Genomic DNA, 15013 nt, shown 5'->3' with positions numbered 1-15013 from the left:
TATATATGAAAATAGCATTTATAGGCGAAGCGGTATCTGGTTTTGGAGGGATGGAAACCGTTATTAGCAACGTTATCCATACGTTTGAAAATAGCTCTCCGAAAATCAACTGTGAAATGTTTTTCTTTTGTCGTAATGACAAAATGGATAAAGCATGGCTAAAAGCGATTAAATATGCGCAATCATTCTCAAATATAAAATTAAGTTTTCTTCGTCGAGCTAAGCATGTTTATAATTTTAGTCAGTGGCTGAAAGAAACGTCACCGGATATTGTGATATGTATTGATGTCATCTCATGTCTTTATGCCAATAAAGCACGAAAGAAAAGTGGTAAACAGTTTACTATTTTCTCGTGGCCGCATTTTTCGCTCGACCATAAAAAACATGCAGAATGTATAACGTACGCAGATTATCATCTGGCCATCAGTAGTGGTATTAAAGAACAGATGATGGCACGGGGTATCTCAGCGCAAAATATTAGCGTCGTTTATAATCCTGTCTCTATTAAAACAATCATTGTGCCGTCGCCTGAGCGCGATAAACCCGCTGTATTTCTCTATGTAGGGCGTCTTAAATTTGAAGGACAGAAAAGAGTTAAAGATTTATTTGATGGCTTAGCTCGTACGACAGGGGAATGGCAGCTACATATTATTGGTGATGGCTCAGATTTTGAAAAGTGCCAGGCCTATAGTCGGGAGCTTGGTATTGAGCAGCGTGTGATCTGGTATGGTTGGCAAAGCGCGCCGTGGCAAGTCGTACAGCAAAAAATAAAAAATGTCACCGCGTTACTACTTACCTCTGCGTTTGAGGGATTTCCTATGACCCTGCTGGAAGCAATGTCATATGGAATTCCGTGTATTAGTTCTGATTGTATGTCTGGTCCGCGCGATATGATTAAACCCGGTTTGAATGGTGAGCTTTACACCCCGGGGGCTATAGATGATTTTGTAGGACACCTTAATCGTGTTATTTCTGGTGAAGTAAAATATCAGCATGATATTATTCCCGGCACGATTGAGAGATTTTACGATGTGCTATATTTTAAAAATTTTAATAATGCAATATTCTCGAAATTACAAAAGTGATCACTATGAGCAGAAAATATTTTGAAGAAGAAGTCATTCAACAGACTTTAGATTATAACTATGCACAACATAGTGATGCTGATAAATTTAATATAGCTTATGGGATTGATAAAAACTTTCTTTTTGGCTGTGGTGTCTCTATTGCATCGGTTCTCCTTGCTAACCCAGAGAAGGCGTTAGCTTTCCATGTTTTTACCGATTTCTTTGACTCTGAAGACCAGCAGCGATTTGAGGCATTAGCAAAACAGTACGCTACGCAGATTGTTGTTTACCTAATCGACTGTGAGCGCTTAAAATCGCTACCCAGTACCAAAAACTGGACCTATGCAACATACTTTAGATTCATTATCGCCGATTATTTTTCAGATAAAACAGATAGAGTACTTTATCTGGATGCAGATATTGCATGTAAGGGGAGTATTCAGGAACTTATTGATCTTAATTTCGCTGAAAATGAGATTGCGGCTGTCGTTGCTGAAGGCGAGTTGGAATGGTGGACTAAGCGCTCGGTTAGCCTGGCAACGCCTGGGCTGGTTTCTGGCTATTTTAATGCCGGTTTTATTTTAATTAACATACCTCTTTGGACCGCAGAAAATATCTCTAAGAAAGCGATTGAAATGCTAAAAGATCCAGAGGTAGTACAGCGCATAACGCACCTTGATCAGGATGTATTAAATATATTGTTAGTGAATAAAGCGCGTTTTGTTGATAAAAAATTTAATACACAATTTAGTCTTAACTATGAATTAAAAGATTCAGTTATTAATCCAGTTGATGCTGAGACTGTATTTGTTCATTATATCGGACCAACGAAGCCCTGGCATAGTTGGGGGGCTTATCCTGTGTCACAATATTTTTTACAGGCTAAGAGCAACTCACCATGGTCTCATTGTGCACTTTTAAATCCAGTCACTAGCCATCAGTTACGTTATGCGGCAAAGCATATGTTTAATCAGAAGCATTATACTTCGGGTATAAATTATTATATAGCCTACTTTAAACGTAAACTTCTTGAATAAAACCCATAGGTGATGTAATGGATTCATTTCCTGAGATAGAAATAGCTGAATATAAAGTTTTTGATGAAAGTAATAATAATGATGATAACGTATTAAACATTTCTTATGGCGTTGATGAAAACTATCTTGATGGTGTAGGGGTATCAATTGCTTCAGTTGTACTAAACAATAATATCCCGCTCGCTTTTCACATTATTTGTGATTCATATTCTCCGTGTTTTGTAAAATATATAGAGCGTTTAGCCGTACAGCATCACATAAAAATTTCTCTTTATCTTATTAAAGTAGAAAGCCTTGAGGTATTGCCTCAAACTAAAGTATGGTCGAGAGCAATGTATTTTCGTTTATTTGCTTTCGATTATCTCAGCAAGAAGGTAAACACATTACTTTATTTGGATGCCGATGTTGTATGCAAAGGATCTTTGCAAGATCTTTTACAGCTTGATCTGACAGAGAAGATCGCTGCGGTCGTAAAAGATGTTGATTCCATCCAGAATAAGGTAAATGAGAGATTAAGAGCATTTAATTTACAAGGTGGTTATTTTAACTCCGGCGTGGTTTTTGTTAACCTGAAATTATGGAAAGAGAATGCCTTAACTGAAAAGGCATTTTTACTTCTGGCAGGTAAAGAGGCTGACTCTTTTAAATATCCCGATCAGGATGTTTTGAATATTCTCCTACAGGATAAAGTCATTTTTCTTCCGCGACCGTATAATACCATTTATACTATCAAAAGTGAGTTGAAAGATAAGTCACATAAAAAATATAGCAATATAATTAATGATAATACTATTTTAATTCATTATACGGGCGCTACAAAACCATGGCATGCTTGGGCAAATTATCCTTCAGTTATCTATTATAAAAATGCACGACTGAATTCGCCCTGGAAAGATTTTCCCGCAAAAGATGCGCGTACCATAGTTGAATTTAAGAAGCGATATAAACATCTTCTCGTGCAAGGTCATTACTTTAAAGGCCTTCTGGCTGGAAGCGCATATCTTTATCGTAAAATTTTCCACAAATAATTTCCTTCCCTAAATCTCCATTATGATTATTGAAAAAAAGGTTAAAAACTATACCGTCTTTGTCAAAAAAGACGGTGAAAAATACATTGAGATATTCAAAGATTTTCTATCTTATAATCATCAGATTATTAAAGTCTTCCGTAATATAGAAGATACAAAAGTTGTATTGATTAATACAGACTACGGAAAATATATTCTCAAAGTATTTAGTCCAAAAGTAAAAAATACTGAACGCTTTTTCAAATCGTTAGTAAAAGGAGATTACTACGAAAAGCTTTTTCATCAGACAGATCGTGTGCGGCGTGAAGGGTTTACGGCGCTTAATGATTTTTACCTGCTGGCGGAAATTAAAACATTACGCTATGTAAAAACATACGTGATGATAATTGAGTATATTGAAGGTATTGAACTTGTTGATATGCCAGAAATTTCTGACGAGGTGAGAGGGAAAATCAAACAGTCGATATATTCTCTGCATCAGCATGGTATGGTTTCGGGCGATCCCCATAAAGGTAACTTTATCCTGCAAGGCAATGAGATCAGAATTATCGATTTGTCCGGAAAAAGACCTTCCAGACAGCGAAAAGCAAAGGATCGTATTGATTTAGAAAGACATTATGGTATCAAAAATAATGTGAGAGATATCGGATTTTACTTATTGATTTATAAGAAAAAACTTCGAAATTTCCTTCGTCGTATTAAGGGTAAGGAAAAGCGCTGATCAATGTAGCACGTTTGGTTTAATTTAAGGGGCTGACTGACTTTTATTTGCTGCAGCGTTATGACATACTTGAGAGAATTTGAGATGTAATATTAGTTATTGAATATAACATTTATTTATAGGTTGCATGATAAACATACGAGTTTTTTATGGGCAGCGTTAACTTCATAACTCACGCCGATGTTCTGCAACTTATTGCGAAAAGAACGGCTGAAGATTGTATTATTTTTCTTTCTGGTCCTACGTCCAGAAAGACGCCGCTGTCCTTGTTACGAATGAAAGATGTCATTGCAGTCAATGGTTCTGTTCAATATTTGCTAAACAATAACGTCAAGCCATTTTTGTACCTTCTGACGGATGTTCGCTTCCTCCATCGTCGGCGCGAAGATTTTTATAACTTTAGCCGTAACAGTCAGTTTACTATCGTCAATCTTGATGTGTACGAACAGGCTTCAGTGGATGATCAAAAATATATTGAAGAAAACTGTTTAATTATTCGCTCCTTTTATCGCCGAGAAAAAGGGGGCTTTTTAAAGAAAATTAAATTTAATATCCTCAAGCGAGTTCATAAAGCATTACTTATTTCAGTTCCTCTTTCGAAAAGAGGACGACTGGCTGGATTTTGCAAGGATATCAGCATCGGCTATTGCTCTTGCCATACTATTGCTTATACCGCTATTCAGGTTGCCTATTCCCTCAAGTATAGCCGTATTATATGTTCTGGGCTTGACTTAACAGGCAGTTGCCCGCGTTTCTATGACGAATCTACCAGCCCTATGCCATCTGAGCTTAGTAAAGACCTGTTTAAAATACTGCCATTTTTTACTTTTATGAGAAAAAATGTGAGTGATTTAAATATCTTTAATTTATCAGATGATACTGCAATTCATTACGATATTATTCCATATATTACAGCCTCGGAACTTGAGGATGAAATATATTACGATAAAATTGTCTAGACACTAGATAAATCATTATTTTGCGTTGCTTTGGCACGCATTTCTTTTTCTATAACATTTCTTTTTCTATAAAGTTAACTATTCTGGATTATAGCTATTATGATTAAAAAAATCATATTTACTGTTACTCCTATATTTTCAATTCCTCCTCGTGGTGCGGCTGCGGTAGAAACCTGGATTTACCAGGTTGCAAAACGACTATCAATACCGAGTGCTATTGCTTGTATAAAGAATGCTGGCTATCCTGAATATAATAAAATAAACGATAACTGTGATATTCATTACATTGGGTTTAGTAAAGTTTATAAGCGTCTTTTTCAGAAATGGACTCGTCTCGACCCACTACCCTATTCCCAGCGCGTCCTTAATATTAGAGATAAAGTGACTACCCAGGAAGATAGCGTCATTGTTATTCATAATAGTATGAAACTGTATCGGCAGATCAGAGAGCGCAATCCGAATGCAAAACTGGTTATGCACATGCATAACGCATTTGAACCAGAACTTCCTGATAACGATGCAAAAATTATCGTGCCCAGTCAGTTTCTTAAAGCGTTTTATGAAGAAAGATTGCCTGCCGCTGCTGTTAGTATTGTTCCTAATGGTTTTTGTGCTGAGACTTATAAAAGAAACCCACAAGATAATCTTCGTCAGCAATTAAATATTGCGGAAGATGCCACCGTTCTCTTATATGCCGGGAGAATTTCGCCTGATAAAGGCATCCTGTTGCTTTTGCAGGCGTTCAAAAAATTACGTACCTTAAGAAGTAATATTAAACTTGTCGTTGTTGGCGACCCTTATGCAAGCCGCAAGGGTGAAAAAGCAGAGTATCAAAAGAAAGTACTGGACGCCGCAAAAGAGATTGGAACGGATTGTATTATGGCTGGGGGGCAATCTCCCGACCAGATGCATAACTTCTATCATATAGCCGATCTGGTTATTGTGCCATCTCAGGTTGAAGAAGCATTTTGCATGGTAGCTGTAGAAGCGATGGCAGCAGGAAAAGCGGTTCTTGCCAGCAAAAAAGGGGGGATTAGCGAATTTGTGTTAGATGGCATAACGGGCTATCACCTCGCAGAACCTATGTCGAGCGACAGTATAATTAATGATATTAACCGTGCGCTTGCTGATAAGGAACGCCACCAGATTGCCGAAAAAGCAAAATCCCTGGTGTTTTCAAAATACAGTTGGGAAAATGTAGCGCAGCGTTTCGAGGAACAAATGAAAAGCTGGTTTGATAAGTGATTGAGTCCTGATGATGGAAAACGCGCTGATACCGTAATAAGTATCAGCGCGTTTTTTTATCTATTTCTTAGCGCCAGCAGAAAACCAGTAATGATACCAATTTGAGCAATATCGACCTGTTCAAAATTACCACGAACGATATAAAAACCAATGAAAGATAAAAATAGCAAAAGATGAGCATTGTAGGGGCTTATCTCTACTTTCCTGAAGGTAGAGCTGGCTGTTTCCCTGATGATAGCGCCGTATAAATAGACCAGGCTCGCCAGACCCAATATGCCAGCACTAAACCAGATGTACAGGATGGTATTATGCGGACCGATGGATTCTTTAAAGGTCCACGTTGGATAATCGACAACGCGTTTATTATAAACACTATCATACACATCATTACCATAGCCGTAGCCCTTGATCGGGTTTTCCTGAATCAGTATCCACGCGGTACCCTGGGTTCCATTAGTATAACGATATGAGCTATCTGTCTGCTGTAATTTATACAGTAGTCGTTCCTGATCCGGTTTATGGCTTTGCTGAGTGATAACTAAAACGCCAGCAATAACCAGGATAGCAGCGCCAATTCCCATTAGTTTCCACTGACGGTTCAAAATCGCCCATAAAACGCCCACCACTAAAACTGCCAGCCATGCTCCCCGCGACAAGGTGCCTAACATTAAGAATAAGTAGACGGCGCTCAGCGCAAAGAAAGCGAGTTTGAGCGATGTTTTTCTGAATAGCCAGATATTCAACAATGCCGGGAACAGAAATACCATTGAATCAGATATATGTCGATGGTCATAGTTTGTAAATGGCATCACCCCCCTGGAATAGTCCTGAATATAAAAGACAATTTCAACCAGTGAACGTAATCCTAAACTTGTTAAAAAGGAGAAAAGTACTATTTTCGCAACCGTTTCTTTTGTTTCATCTTTTAATAGTACGGGAATTAATAAAGTATATAATAAGAAACCCTCCAGTACCGTATTTTCAAATTCCTTGAAACTTTCTTTCATATCTGGCGATATGAGTATGGAATAAACAAGGATTAATGATAATACTGCTACGCTATAAAATACGCTATTTTTGAAAAGAGGGGGGAAACTTTTCGGTGAGCGTGAGACCTGATAAATCGCGGTGATAATCATAAGTATGATTATCAAATGTTTATAACGCGTAATACCATCCAGAAAATACGTAGCAACAAAAAGAAAAACCAGCGCTTTATTCCAGATCGGTTTCCATTTCTCTTTATTTAACGTTAATGATGTGGTTAGCATCTTTTCTCCACAATAGGTTTGGGATGAGACAGAGTCTCTTTAATGAATCTTTCCAAATACGCTTGTGGCATCTAAATTCGCCAGGTTCTGTTCTGGTGAGCAGCATGCCATTTGGTTCTTCCCATAACCTCCAATTAACCCAGGGTCCGTTGGGCCATATAGCGTAATATTCGGTCTGTCGAGCGCGGCGGTGAGATGGCTCAGGCCGGTATCAACCGATACGACAAATTTTGCGCCAGCCAGCACTCTGGCGACCTCCTCCAGGCTCATCCGCGGTAACACATCCACATAGTCAAAGCCTTCGGCCAGTCGTTTAGCCCGGGCCTCCTCATGAGGCGCACCCCAGGGAAGTTTTATCCGTAATCCGGTGTTGCCCACCATACCGATAAGCTCGCGCCAGTTTGCTTCCGGCCAGTGTTTATCATCGCGGGTCGTGGCATGTAAAAATACCGCATATGGATCGCTGACCGCCTGCTGGCAATGCAGAAAATGTTTTGCGATGGCATAATCGCCCTGCGACTGCGGTTTATCGTATCCCAGGCTTTTGGCGAACAGCTCGCGCGTCCGTTCAACCGCATGTTGTTGCTTTGCGATATGGTGTTTACGGTTATAAAAAAGGCTGGCCAACGGTTCGCGGGCAGTACTCCAGTCCATACCGTGCTTTATCCCATGCGCCAGACGCGTCACCAGCGCCGCGCTTTTTACCAGCCCCTGCGCATCAATCACAGCGTCGTATTGGTTTGCGCATACCGCCCGATGAAAGGCTGTGCGTTCCGCTTTGATGGGCGCGGAAAACCAGGCCTTGCGCCAACGGCGAATAGCGACGGGAATCACGCGATCGACAGCACTGTGCCAGGACGGAATTTGCGCAAACCCTTCTTCGACAACCCAATCAAATTGAATCCCCGGAATCGCCTGTTGCGCGTCGGTAAGCGCAGGCAGGGTATGTAATACGTCGCCCATCGATGATGTTTTAACGATCAAAACCCGCATTAAACGCCCTCTTCCGACAACAGCGAATGAAGCTCTTCCAGAACCCGCTGCGGCGTGATATCGATCAGGCTCTGGTGATAGCCTTGCGCCGTATCACCTTTACGCACTTTGTGATAACCCGTAATGAGACGAATCACCCGGGCCTTATGAGACAGCGGCGGCGTGAAATCCGGGCTACTTGGGCCATACAATGCGACCAGCGGGCGGTCGAGCGCCGCCGCGACGTGCATCAGCCCGGAATCGTTAGTGACGATGGCTTTACAGGCGGCTATCAGAATGACGGCCTGTTCCAGCTGGGTTTCCCCCGCCAGGTTGCGACACCATGCCTGCTGCTCGCTATTCAGCGCCGCCAGGATCTCATTTCCGGCTTCATGGTCTTTTGCCGAGCCAAACAGTACGACCTGATACCCTTCGTTAATGAGTTGCTTTGCCAGTTCGGCGTAGTGATAGTGCGGCCAACGTTTTGCCGGGCCAAATTCCGCGCCGGGGCAAAAGCCGATCAGAGGACGTTCAGAAGATATCGAAAAGTCGCTGCACATCAGCGACTTTTCACCCTCGCTAACCTGGAGCTGTGGCCAGAGTAGCGGCTGCGGCAGATCTTTCGCCGTGCGCATCACGCCCTTGTCATAAGCCAGCGCCACGTAGCGCTCCACCATCAGCGGCCAGGCGTCTTTATCAAGGACGCGCGCATCGTTCAGCAGGCCATAGCGCATTTCGCCGCGCCAGCCGGTACGGTGCGGGATATTGGCAAAGAAAGGAATCAGCGCCGATTTAAACGAATTTGGCAGCACCCAGGCGCGATCGTAGCGCTTCTCACGCAGGCTATGGCCCAATCTACGGCGCTCGCCGATTTCCAGCGCGCCGTGGCCCAGCGGCATGGGTATCGCCTCGTTAACTTCCGGCATACGCGATAACAACGGACGGCACCAGGCTGGCGCCATCACGTCGATTATCGCCTGGGGATAGCGCGCTTTAAGCGTGCGATAGAGACTTTGCGACATCATCATGTCGCCCACCCAGGACGGGCCAATGACCAAAATTTTCATACTTACGCGTCGCGGTTCAGCCAGGCCATATACTCCGTGACGCCTTCGGCGACGGTCTTAAAGGGTTTGTCGTAGCCCGCGTTGCGCAGATTGGTTAAATCCGCCTGCGTAAACGCCTGATAGCGACCTTTCAGCTTATCCGGGAACGGAATGTATTCAATGCTACCTTTTTTATGGTATGCCAGCGTCGCGTCGGCGACGGCCTGGAAAGATTCCGCACGGCCTGTGCCCAGGTTAAAGATGCCGGACTTGCCGCTTTCCAGGAACCACAGGTTAACAGCGGCCACATCGCCCACGTAAACGAAGTCGCGCTTGAAGTTTTCGCTGCCTTCAAACAGTTTCGGGCTTTCGCCGTTGTTTAACTGTGTATTCAGATGAAATGCCACGCTTGCCATGCTGCCTTTATGGCCTTCACGTGGTCCATAGACGTTGAAATAGCGGAAACCGACAATCTGCGAGTTCGCTTCTGGCAGGATCTGGCGCACATATTCATCAAACAGAAATTTAGAATAGCCGTAAACGTTAAGCGGTTTTTCGTATTCGCGCGATTCGATGAAGTCAGACGTGCGACCGCCGTAGGTGGCGGCAGAAGAGGCGTAAAGGAACGGGATTTCGCGCTCAAGACAATAGTGCAGCAGCTCTTTGGAGTATTGATAGTTGTTATCCATCATATACTTGCCGTCCCACTCGGTGGTGGAAGAGCAGGCGCCTTCATGGAAAATAGCTTCGATATCGCCGAGCTCTTCTCCGGACATAATCTGGATCAGGAAATCTTCCTTATCCATATAGTCAGCAATGTTCAGATCCACCAGGTTTACAAACTTGGTGCCGTCTTTCAGGTTATCCACCACCAGAATATCGGTGATACCTTTATCATTCAGGGCTTTAACGATATTGCTGCCGATAAAGCCCGCGCCGCCGGTAACGATGATCATAACTGTAACCTTTGAATTATGGTGTCAGAGACTGTCTCAGACATGAATGCTCTTATCATAACACTATTCATCCATTCACTGATAACCCGTGAGGATACGCGTGATTTATGCTGCATTTTAAAGAAGTGATGACGCGTCATCTCGTATCAACGTATCGCTTTGGGTAATATGTGCTGAAATTTGCCCAGTCTGGAGAATCGCAATGCGTGGGGATTTTTACAAACAGTTAACCAACGATCTGGAAACCGCCCGGGCGGAAGGATTGTTTAAAGAAGAGCGCATTATTACGTCTGCGCAGCAGGCGGATATCACCGTGGCGGATGGAAGCCACGTTATTAACTTTTGCGCCAATAACTATCTCGGGCTGGCGAATCACCCTGAGCTGATTAATGCCGCAAAAGCGGGCATGGACAGCCACGGTTTCGGTATGGCGTCCGTGCGTTTTATCTGCGGCACCCAGGACAGCCACAAAGCGCTGGAGCAAAAGCTGGCAAGCTTCCTCGGCATGGAAGATGCGATTCTGTATTCCTCCTGTTTCGACGCTAACGGCGGCTTGTTTGAGACGTTGCTGGGCGCGGAAGACGCCATTATCTCCGACGCGCTGAACCACGCGTCTATCATTGACGGCGTGCGTTTGTGTAAAGCGAAGCGCTATCGCTATGCCAACAACGATATGGCAGAGCTGGAAGCGCGGCTGAAAGAGGCGCGTGAGGCCGGCGCGCGTCATGTCCTGATCGCCACCGACGGGGTGTTCTCAATGGATGGCGTCATCGCCAATCTGAAAGGCGTCTGTGATCTGGCCGATAAATACGATGCGCTGGTGATGGTTGATGATTCTCACGCGGTAGGCTTTGTCGGCGAAAACGGTCGCGGTTCCCATGAATACTGCGACGTAATGGGCCGCGTAGATATTATTACCGGTACGCTGGGCAAAGCGTTAGGCGGCGCATCCGGCGGCTATACCGCGGCGCGCAAAGAGGTCGTTGAGTGGTTGCGTCAGCGTTCCCGCCCATATCTGTTTTCCAATTCACTGGCGCCGGCGATCGTGGCGGCTTCTATTAAAGTGTTAGAGATGGTGGAAGCGGGCGCAGAACTGCGCGATCGCTTGTGGGCGAACGCCCGGCAGTTCCGTGAGCAGATGTCTGCCGCGGGATTTACGCTGGCAGGCGCGGATCACGCCATCATCCCGGTAATGCTGGGAGATGCGGTTGTCGCGCAGAAATTTGCCCGCGAACTGCAAAAAGAGGGCATTTACGTTACCGGTTTCTTCTATCCGGTCGTACCAAAAGGTCAGGCGCGTATTCGTACCCAGATGTCTGCGGCGCATACGCCTGAGCAAATTACGCGTGCGGTAGACGCGTTCACGCGTATTGGTAAACAACTGGGCGTGATTGCCTGAGGATGTAAGATGAAAGCGTTATCCAAACTGAAAGCGGAAGAGGGCATCTGGATGACCGACGTTCCGGAACCGGAAGTCGGCCATAACGATTTGCTGATTAAAATCCGTAAAACAGCCATCTGCGGCACTGACGTTCACATCTATAACTGGGATGACTGGTCGCAAAAAACCATCCCGGTTCCGATGGTCGTGGGGCATGAATATGTCGGCGAAGTGGTCGGCATCGGTCAGGAAGTGAAAGGCTTTAAAATCGGCGATCGCGTCTCCGGCGAAGGTCATATCACCTGCGGTCATTGCCGCAACTGCCGCGGCGGTCGTACTCACCTGTGTCGCAACACCACCGGCGTGGGCGTCAACCGTCCCGGCTGCTTTGCGGAATACCTGGTCATCCCGGCGTTCAATGCGTTTAAAATCCCGGATAACATTTCTGATGATTTAGCCTCTATTTTCGACCCGTTTGGTAATGCGGTGCATACGGCGCTGTCTTTCGATCTGGTCGGCGAAGATGTACTGGTATCGGGGGCGGGGCCAATCGGCGTAATGGCCGCCGCGGTGGCGAAACATGTCGGCGCGCGTCATGTGGTGATTACTGACGTCAATGAATACCGTCTGGAGCTGGCGCGTAAAATGGGCGTCACCCGCGCGGTCAACGTCGCGAAAGAGAGCCTGAACGACGTCATGGCGGAGCTGGGAATGACCGAAGGGTTCGATGTGGGTCTGGAGATGTCCGGCGCGCCGCCGGCGTTTCGTACCATGCTGGACACCATGAATCACGGCGGTCGTATTGCGATGCTGGGGATTCCGCCATCAGATATGTCTATCGACTGGACTAAAGTTATCTTTAAGGGCTTGTTCATTAAAGGTATTTATGGTCGTGAGATGTTCGAAACGTGGTACAAAATGGCGGCGCTGATCCAGTCCGGTCTGGATCTGTCACCGATTATCACCCATCGTTTCTCTATTGATGATTTCCAGAAAGGTTTTGACGCCATGCGTTCAGGCCAGTCAGGAAAAGTTATTCTGAGCTGGGATTAATATGTATAGAGACCCGATAATTTTATCGGGTCTGATATACGTTTCATCGTAAAAGGTTGGTGTCATTCGCCAACCTTTTTTGTTAGGGAAAATCTGGAAAGCCGTAAAGAATTGTCATAGACATCAAGCATTCGTAATTGCGCTTTACTCTTATTTTACTCGCTAACGTCACGCTCTACTCTGAGTTTTGTGCTTGCTTTTTACTGTAAAAATTAATTATGGCGACTTAATAGTTTCTTAATAGAGCCACAGTATAAAGGCAGGGTAAATTAAGGTTTTTCTGGTAATCGTTATGAAAAATAGTAAAACCAAAGTGAGTATCATTATCCCGTTATATAATGCGGGAGCGGATTTTAATGCTTGCATGGCGTCGTTAATCGCGCAAACGTGGTCGGCGCTGGAAATTATTATTGTGAATGATGGATCGACGGATCATTCCGTTGAGATAGCAAAACATTACGCGGAACATTACCCGCATGTGCGACTGCTTCATCAGGCCAATGCTGGCGCATCTGTCGCCCGTAATCTTGGCCTGCAAGCGGCGACCGGCGATTATGTCGCCTTTGTCGATGCGGATGACCTGGTCTACCCGAAGATGTATGAAACGCTGATGACCATGGCGCTTAACGATGATCTGGACGTTGCGCAGTGTAATGCGGACTGGTGCGTCCGAAAAACCGGGCACGCCTGGCAATCTATTCCGACCGATCGTCTGCGTTCCACCGGGGTATTAAGCGGACCGGATTGGTTGCGTATGGCGCTGGCCTCGCGGCGCTGGACGCATGTTGTCTGGATGGGCGTGTATCGACGTGCGTTAATTACCGATAACAATATTACTTTCGTTCCCGGACTACATCATCAGGACATATTATGGTCGACGGAAGTTATGTTTAATGCCACGCGCGTACGTTATACCGAACAATCATTATATAAATATTTCCTGCATGATAATTCGGTAAGCCGTTTGCAAAGACAAGGCAATAAAAATCTTAATTATCAGCGGCATTATATTAAAATTACGCGATTATTAGAAAAGCTCAATCGTGATTATGCCCGTCGTATTCCGATTTACCCGGAATTTCGCCAGCAAATTACCTGGGAAGCGTTACGCGTTTGTCATGCGGTGCGTAAAGAACCTGATATTTTGACCCGCCAGCGTATGATTGCCGAAATTTTTACTTCTGGCATGTATAGACGGATGATGGCTAACGTCCGCAGCGCGAAAGCGGCTTATCAGACGCTACTCTGGTCTTTCCGGCTGTGGCAATGGCGCGACAAAACTTTGTCGCACCGTCGTATGGCCCGTAAGGCGCTCAATCTGTCTTAGCGCTCACGTTTTTAGGCGCGGCGATTTTCCCCCAGCCTTGCCACTGGTGCTGAAACCAGACAACCACGGAACTTTGCGTAATGCTCTCGCCGATGACGCTGAAAAAGCGCGTAGCGTAGACCGGTTGCAGCGGTTTTTTCGGCTTGCACATCTTCACGCCGCGAAAGGGATTGCGCGGCGCGTCAATTTTCTGCGGCGTCAAATCAGGTCGGGACGTATCTACCTGCGGTTCGTTGAGCAGGCTGCCTGGGCGTACCAGGGTGATATCCGCCGGCAGGCGATAAACCATCTGTTGCAGCACGCGAACCGTTGCGGGATGCGGATGACCAATCGCGATAGCGGAACCGTTGCGACGGGCCAGTTCGATAGCGCGATTAAACTGACGGCGGATATCCGCCTCGTTTTGCGTATCGTCGAGGAACACTTTGCGCTTGATCACTTTCACACCCGTACCGGATGCCGCGCGCATCGCCTGGCTATTGCCAATCGTCATGCTGTCGAGAAAATAGAGATTGTAATGTTCCAGCGCCTGCATCACTTTTTGCATACCGAACAGGCTGGAAGTCATTGCGCTGCCCATGTGGTTATTAAGCCCGACGGCATACGGCACGTTGTTTACCGCCTCGCGGATAATGCGCTCGATCTCATCGCTGCTCATATCTGGTCGCAGCGTATCCTTCTCCAGCGGCTGTTTGCTTAGCGGCGCCATCGGCAGATGGATTAACACCTCATGCCCGCTATTGTGCGCTTTAGTTGCCATTTCGCGCGCGCGCGGCGCGTTGGGCAGCACGGCGACGGAGATGTTTGGCGGCAGCGCCAGAACCTGGTTTTCCGTGTGCGGGCGATAGCCAAAATCATCAATCACGATGGCGAGCTTGCCAGCGAAAACGGGATGTGCAAACGCCAGCAAAGTGGCCAGCGTGAGAATGGAGCGACGAAACTGAGGCAAA

The 15013-nt window shown here is 45.5% G+C and carries 14 protein-coding genes; 9 read left to right on the top strand and 5 right to left on the bottom strand.

The window, feature by feature from the left end; all coding sequences use genetic code 11:
• The first annotated feature begins 5 nt into the window (after positions 1–5).
• From waaB to J4645_RS19545, 6 genes are all read left to right on the top strand, one after another.
• Positions 6–1085, top strand: a complete 1080-nt coding sequence (waaB, locus tag J4645_RS19570) for a lipopolysaccharide 1,6-galactosyltransferase (protein WP_015406235.1) — start codon at positions 6–8, stop codon at positions 1083–1085.
• 5 nt (positions 1086–1090) lie between these two features.
• Positions 1091–2104, top strand: a complete 1014-nt coding sequence (gene waaO / locus J4645_RS19565) for a lipopolysaccharide 3-alpha-galactosyltransferase (RefSeq protein ID WP_000088482.1) — start codon at positions 1091–1093, stop codon at positions 2102–2104.
• Between the two features lie 17 nt (positions 2105–2121).
• Entirely contained in the window at positions 2122–3132 is a 1011-nt protein-coding gene (gene rfaJ, locus J4645_RS19560) for a lipopolysaccharide 1,2-glucosyltransferase RfaJ (RefSeq protein WP_001631303.1), read from the top strand.
• Between the two features lie 22 nt (positions 3133–3154).
• A complete protein-coding gene (gene rfaY, locus J4645_RS19555) occupies positions 3155–3853 on the top strand; it encodes a lipopolysaccharide core heptose(II) kinase RfaY (protein WP_000582814.1) in 699 nt (232 codons plus the stop codon).
• 149 nt (positions 3854–4002) lie between these two features.
• Positions 4003–4812: a 3-deoxy-D-manno-oct-2-ulosonate III transferase WaaZ gene (gene waaZ, locus J4645_RS19550; RefSeq protein ID WP_000536020.1), complete on the top strand. Its 810-nt coding sequence runs from the start codon at positions 4003–4005 to the stop codon at positions 4810–4812.
• A 99-nt stretch (positions 4813–4911) separates the two neighbouring features.
• Positions 4912–6057 carry a lipopolysaccharide N-acetylglucosaminyltransferase gene (locus tag J4645_RS19545; RefSeq protein ID WP_000591827.1) on the top strand — a complete coding sequence of 382 codons (1146 nt, stop codon included), beginning with the start codon at positions 4912–4914 and terminating at the stop codon, positions 6055–6057.
• Positions 6058–6113: 56 nt separating this feature from the next.
• Here J4645_RS19545 and rfaL read toward each other — a convergent pair whose 3' ends face one another.
• Genes rfaL through rfaD form a run of 4 tightly spaced genes read right to left on the bottom strand, consistent with a single transcriptional unit; the run spans position 6114 to position 10302 of the window.
• Positions 6114–7328, bottom strand: coding sequence for an O-antigen ligase RfaL (rfaL, locus tag J4645_RS19540; protein ID WP_000958439.1), 1215 nt, complete (start codon positions 7326–7328; stop codon positions 6114–6116).
• Positions 7329–7367: 39 nt separating this feature from the next.
• Entirely contained in the window at positions 7368–8321 is a 954-nt protein-coding gene (gene rfaC, locus J4645_RS19535) for a lipopolysaccharide heptosyltransferase RfaC (RefSeq protein ID WP_001264612.1), read from the bottom strand.
• Positions 8321–9367 (bottom strand): ADP-heptose--LPS heptosyltransferase RfaF, encoded by a 1047-nt coding sequence (gene rfaF / locus J4645_RS19530; protein ID WP_023213299.1) that lies wholly within the window; start codon positions 9365–9367, stop codon positions 8321–8323. Before rfaF ends, rfaC begins: the two co-directional genes overlap by 1 nt.
• Before the next feature lie 2 nt (positions 9368–9369).
• Complete coding sequence (gene rfaD / locus J4645_RS19525) at positions 9370–10302, bottom strand: ADP-glyceromanno-heptose 6-epimerase (RefSeq protein WP_000587771.1); 933 nt, start codon at positions 10300–10302, stop codon at positions 9370–9372.
• Between the two features lie 202 nt (positions 10303–10504).
• Here rfaD and kbl point away from each other — a divergent pair, with 202 nt between their 5' ends.
• The 3 genes from kbl (at position 10505) to J4645_RS19510 (ending at position 14063) form a co-directional block, all read left to right on the top strand.
• Positions 10505–11701 carry a glycine C-acetyltransferase gene (gene kbl / locus J4645_RS19520; RefSeq protein ID WP_001213790.1) on the top strand — a complete coding sequence of 399 codons (1197 nt, stop codon included), beginning with the start codon at positions 10505–10507 and terminating at the stop codon, positions 11699–11701.
• Positions 11702–11710: 9 nt separating this feature from the next.
• Positions 11711–12736, top strand: a complete 1026-nt coding sequence (gene tdh, locus J4645_RS19515; RefSeq protein WP_000645990.1) for an L-threonine 3-dehydrogenase — start codon at positions 11711–11713, stop codon at positions 12734–12736.
• A gap of 292 nt (positions 12737–13028) precedes the next feature.
• Positions 13029–14063 (top strand): glycosyltransferase, encoded by a 1035-nt coding sequence (locus tag J4645_RS19510; protein ID WP_000798190.1) that lies wholly within the window; start codon positions 13029–13031, stop codon positions 14061–14063.
• Here J4645_RS19510 and J4645_RS19505 read toward each other — a convergent pair.
• The gene (locus J4645_RS19505; protein WP_023214563.1) at positions 14050–15012 is read right to left on the bottom strand and encodes a divergent polysaccharide deacetylase family protein; all 963 of its coding nucleotides are present in this window, start codon (positions 15010–15012) and stop codon (positions 14050–14052) included. The genes J4645_RS19510 and J4645_RS19505 overlap by 14 nt on opposite strands.
• Position 15013 lies beyond the last annotated feature (1 nt).

Origin of the sequence: Salmonella sp. 32082101201600294FB01SM01, from assembly GCF_017572865.1 — a bacterium.
Classification (GTDB): domain Bacteria; phylum Pseudomonadota; class Gammaproteobacteria; order Enterobacterales; family Enterobacteriaceae; genus Salmonella; species Salmonella enterica.
The sequence above is the reverse complement of the archived record's forward strand: the minus strand, read 5'-3'. Positions and strand labels throughout refer to the sequence as shown.

Excerpts from the sequence above, each read along its gene's own strand:
- waaO (WP_000088482.1), top strand. The coding sequence starts at position 1,091 with ATGAGCAGAAAATATTTTGAAGAAGAAGTCATTCAACAGACTTTAGAT.
- J4645_RS19545 (WP_000591827.1), top strand. The coding sequence starts at position 4,912 with ATGATTAAAAAAATCATATTTACTGTTACTCCTATATTTTCAATTCCT.
- J4645_RS19510 (WP_000798190.1), top strand. The coding sequence starts at position 13,029 with ATGAAAAATAGTAAAACCAAAGTGAGTATCATTATCCCGTTATATAAT.
- rfaL (WP_000958439.1), bottom strand. The coding sequence starts at position 7,328 with ATGCTAACCACATCATTAACGTTAAATAAAGAGAAATGGAAACCGATC.
- waaZ (WP_000536020.1), top strand. The coding sequence starts at position 4,003 with ATGGGCAGCGTTAACTTCATAACTCACGCCGATGTTCTGCAACTTATT.
- rfaC (WP_001264612.1), bottom strand. The coding sequence starts at position 8,321 with ATGCGGGTTTTGATCGTTAAAACATCATCGATGGGCGACGTATTACAT.
- kbl (WP_001213790.1), top strand. The coding sequence starts at position 10,505 with ATGCGTGGGGATTTTTACAAACAGTTAACCAACGATCTGGAAACCGCC.
- tdh (WP_000645990.1), top strand. The coding sequence starts at position 11,711 with ATGAAAGCGTTATCCAAACTGAAAGCGGAAGAGGGCATCTGGATGACC.
- waaB (WP_015406235.1), top strand. The coding sequence starts at position 6 with ATGAAAATAGCATTTATAGGCGAAGCGGTATCTGGTTTTGGAGGGATG.
- rfaY (WP_000582814.1), top strand. The coding sequence starts at position 3,155 with ATGATTATTGAAAAAAAGGTTAAAAACTATACCGTCTTTGTCAAAAAA.
- rfaJ (WP_001631303.1), top strand. The coding sequence starts at position 2,122 with ATGGATTCATTTCCTGAGATAGAAATAGCTGAATATAAAGTTTTTGAT.
- rfaD (WP_000587771.1), bottom strand. The coding sequence starts at position 10,302 with ATGATCATCGTTACCGGCGGCGCGGGCTTTATCGGCAGCAATATCGTT.
- rfaF (WP_023213299.1), bottom strand. The coding sequence starts at position 9,367 with ATGAAAATTTTGGTCATTGGCCCGTCCTGGGTGGGCGACATGATGATG.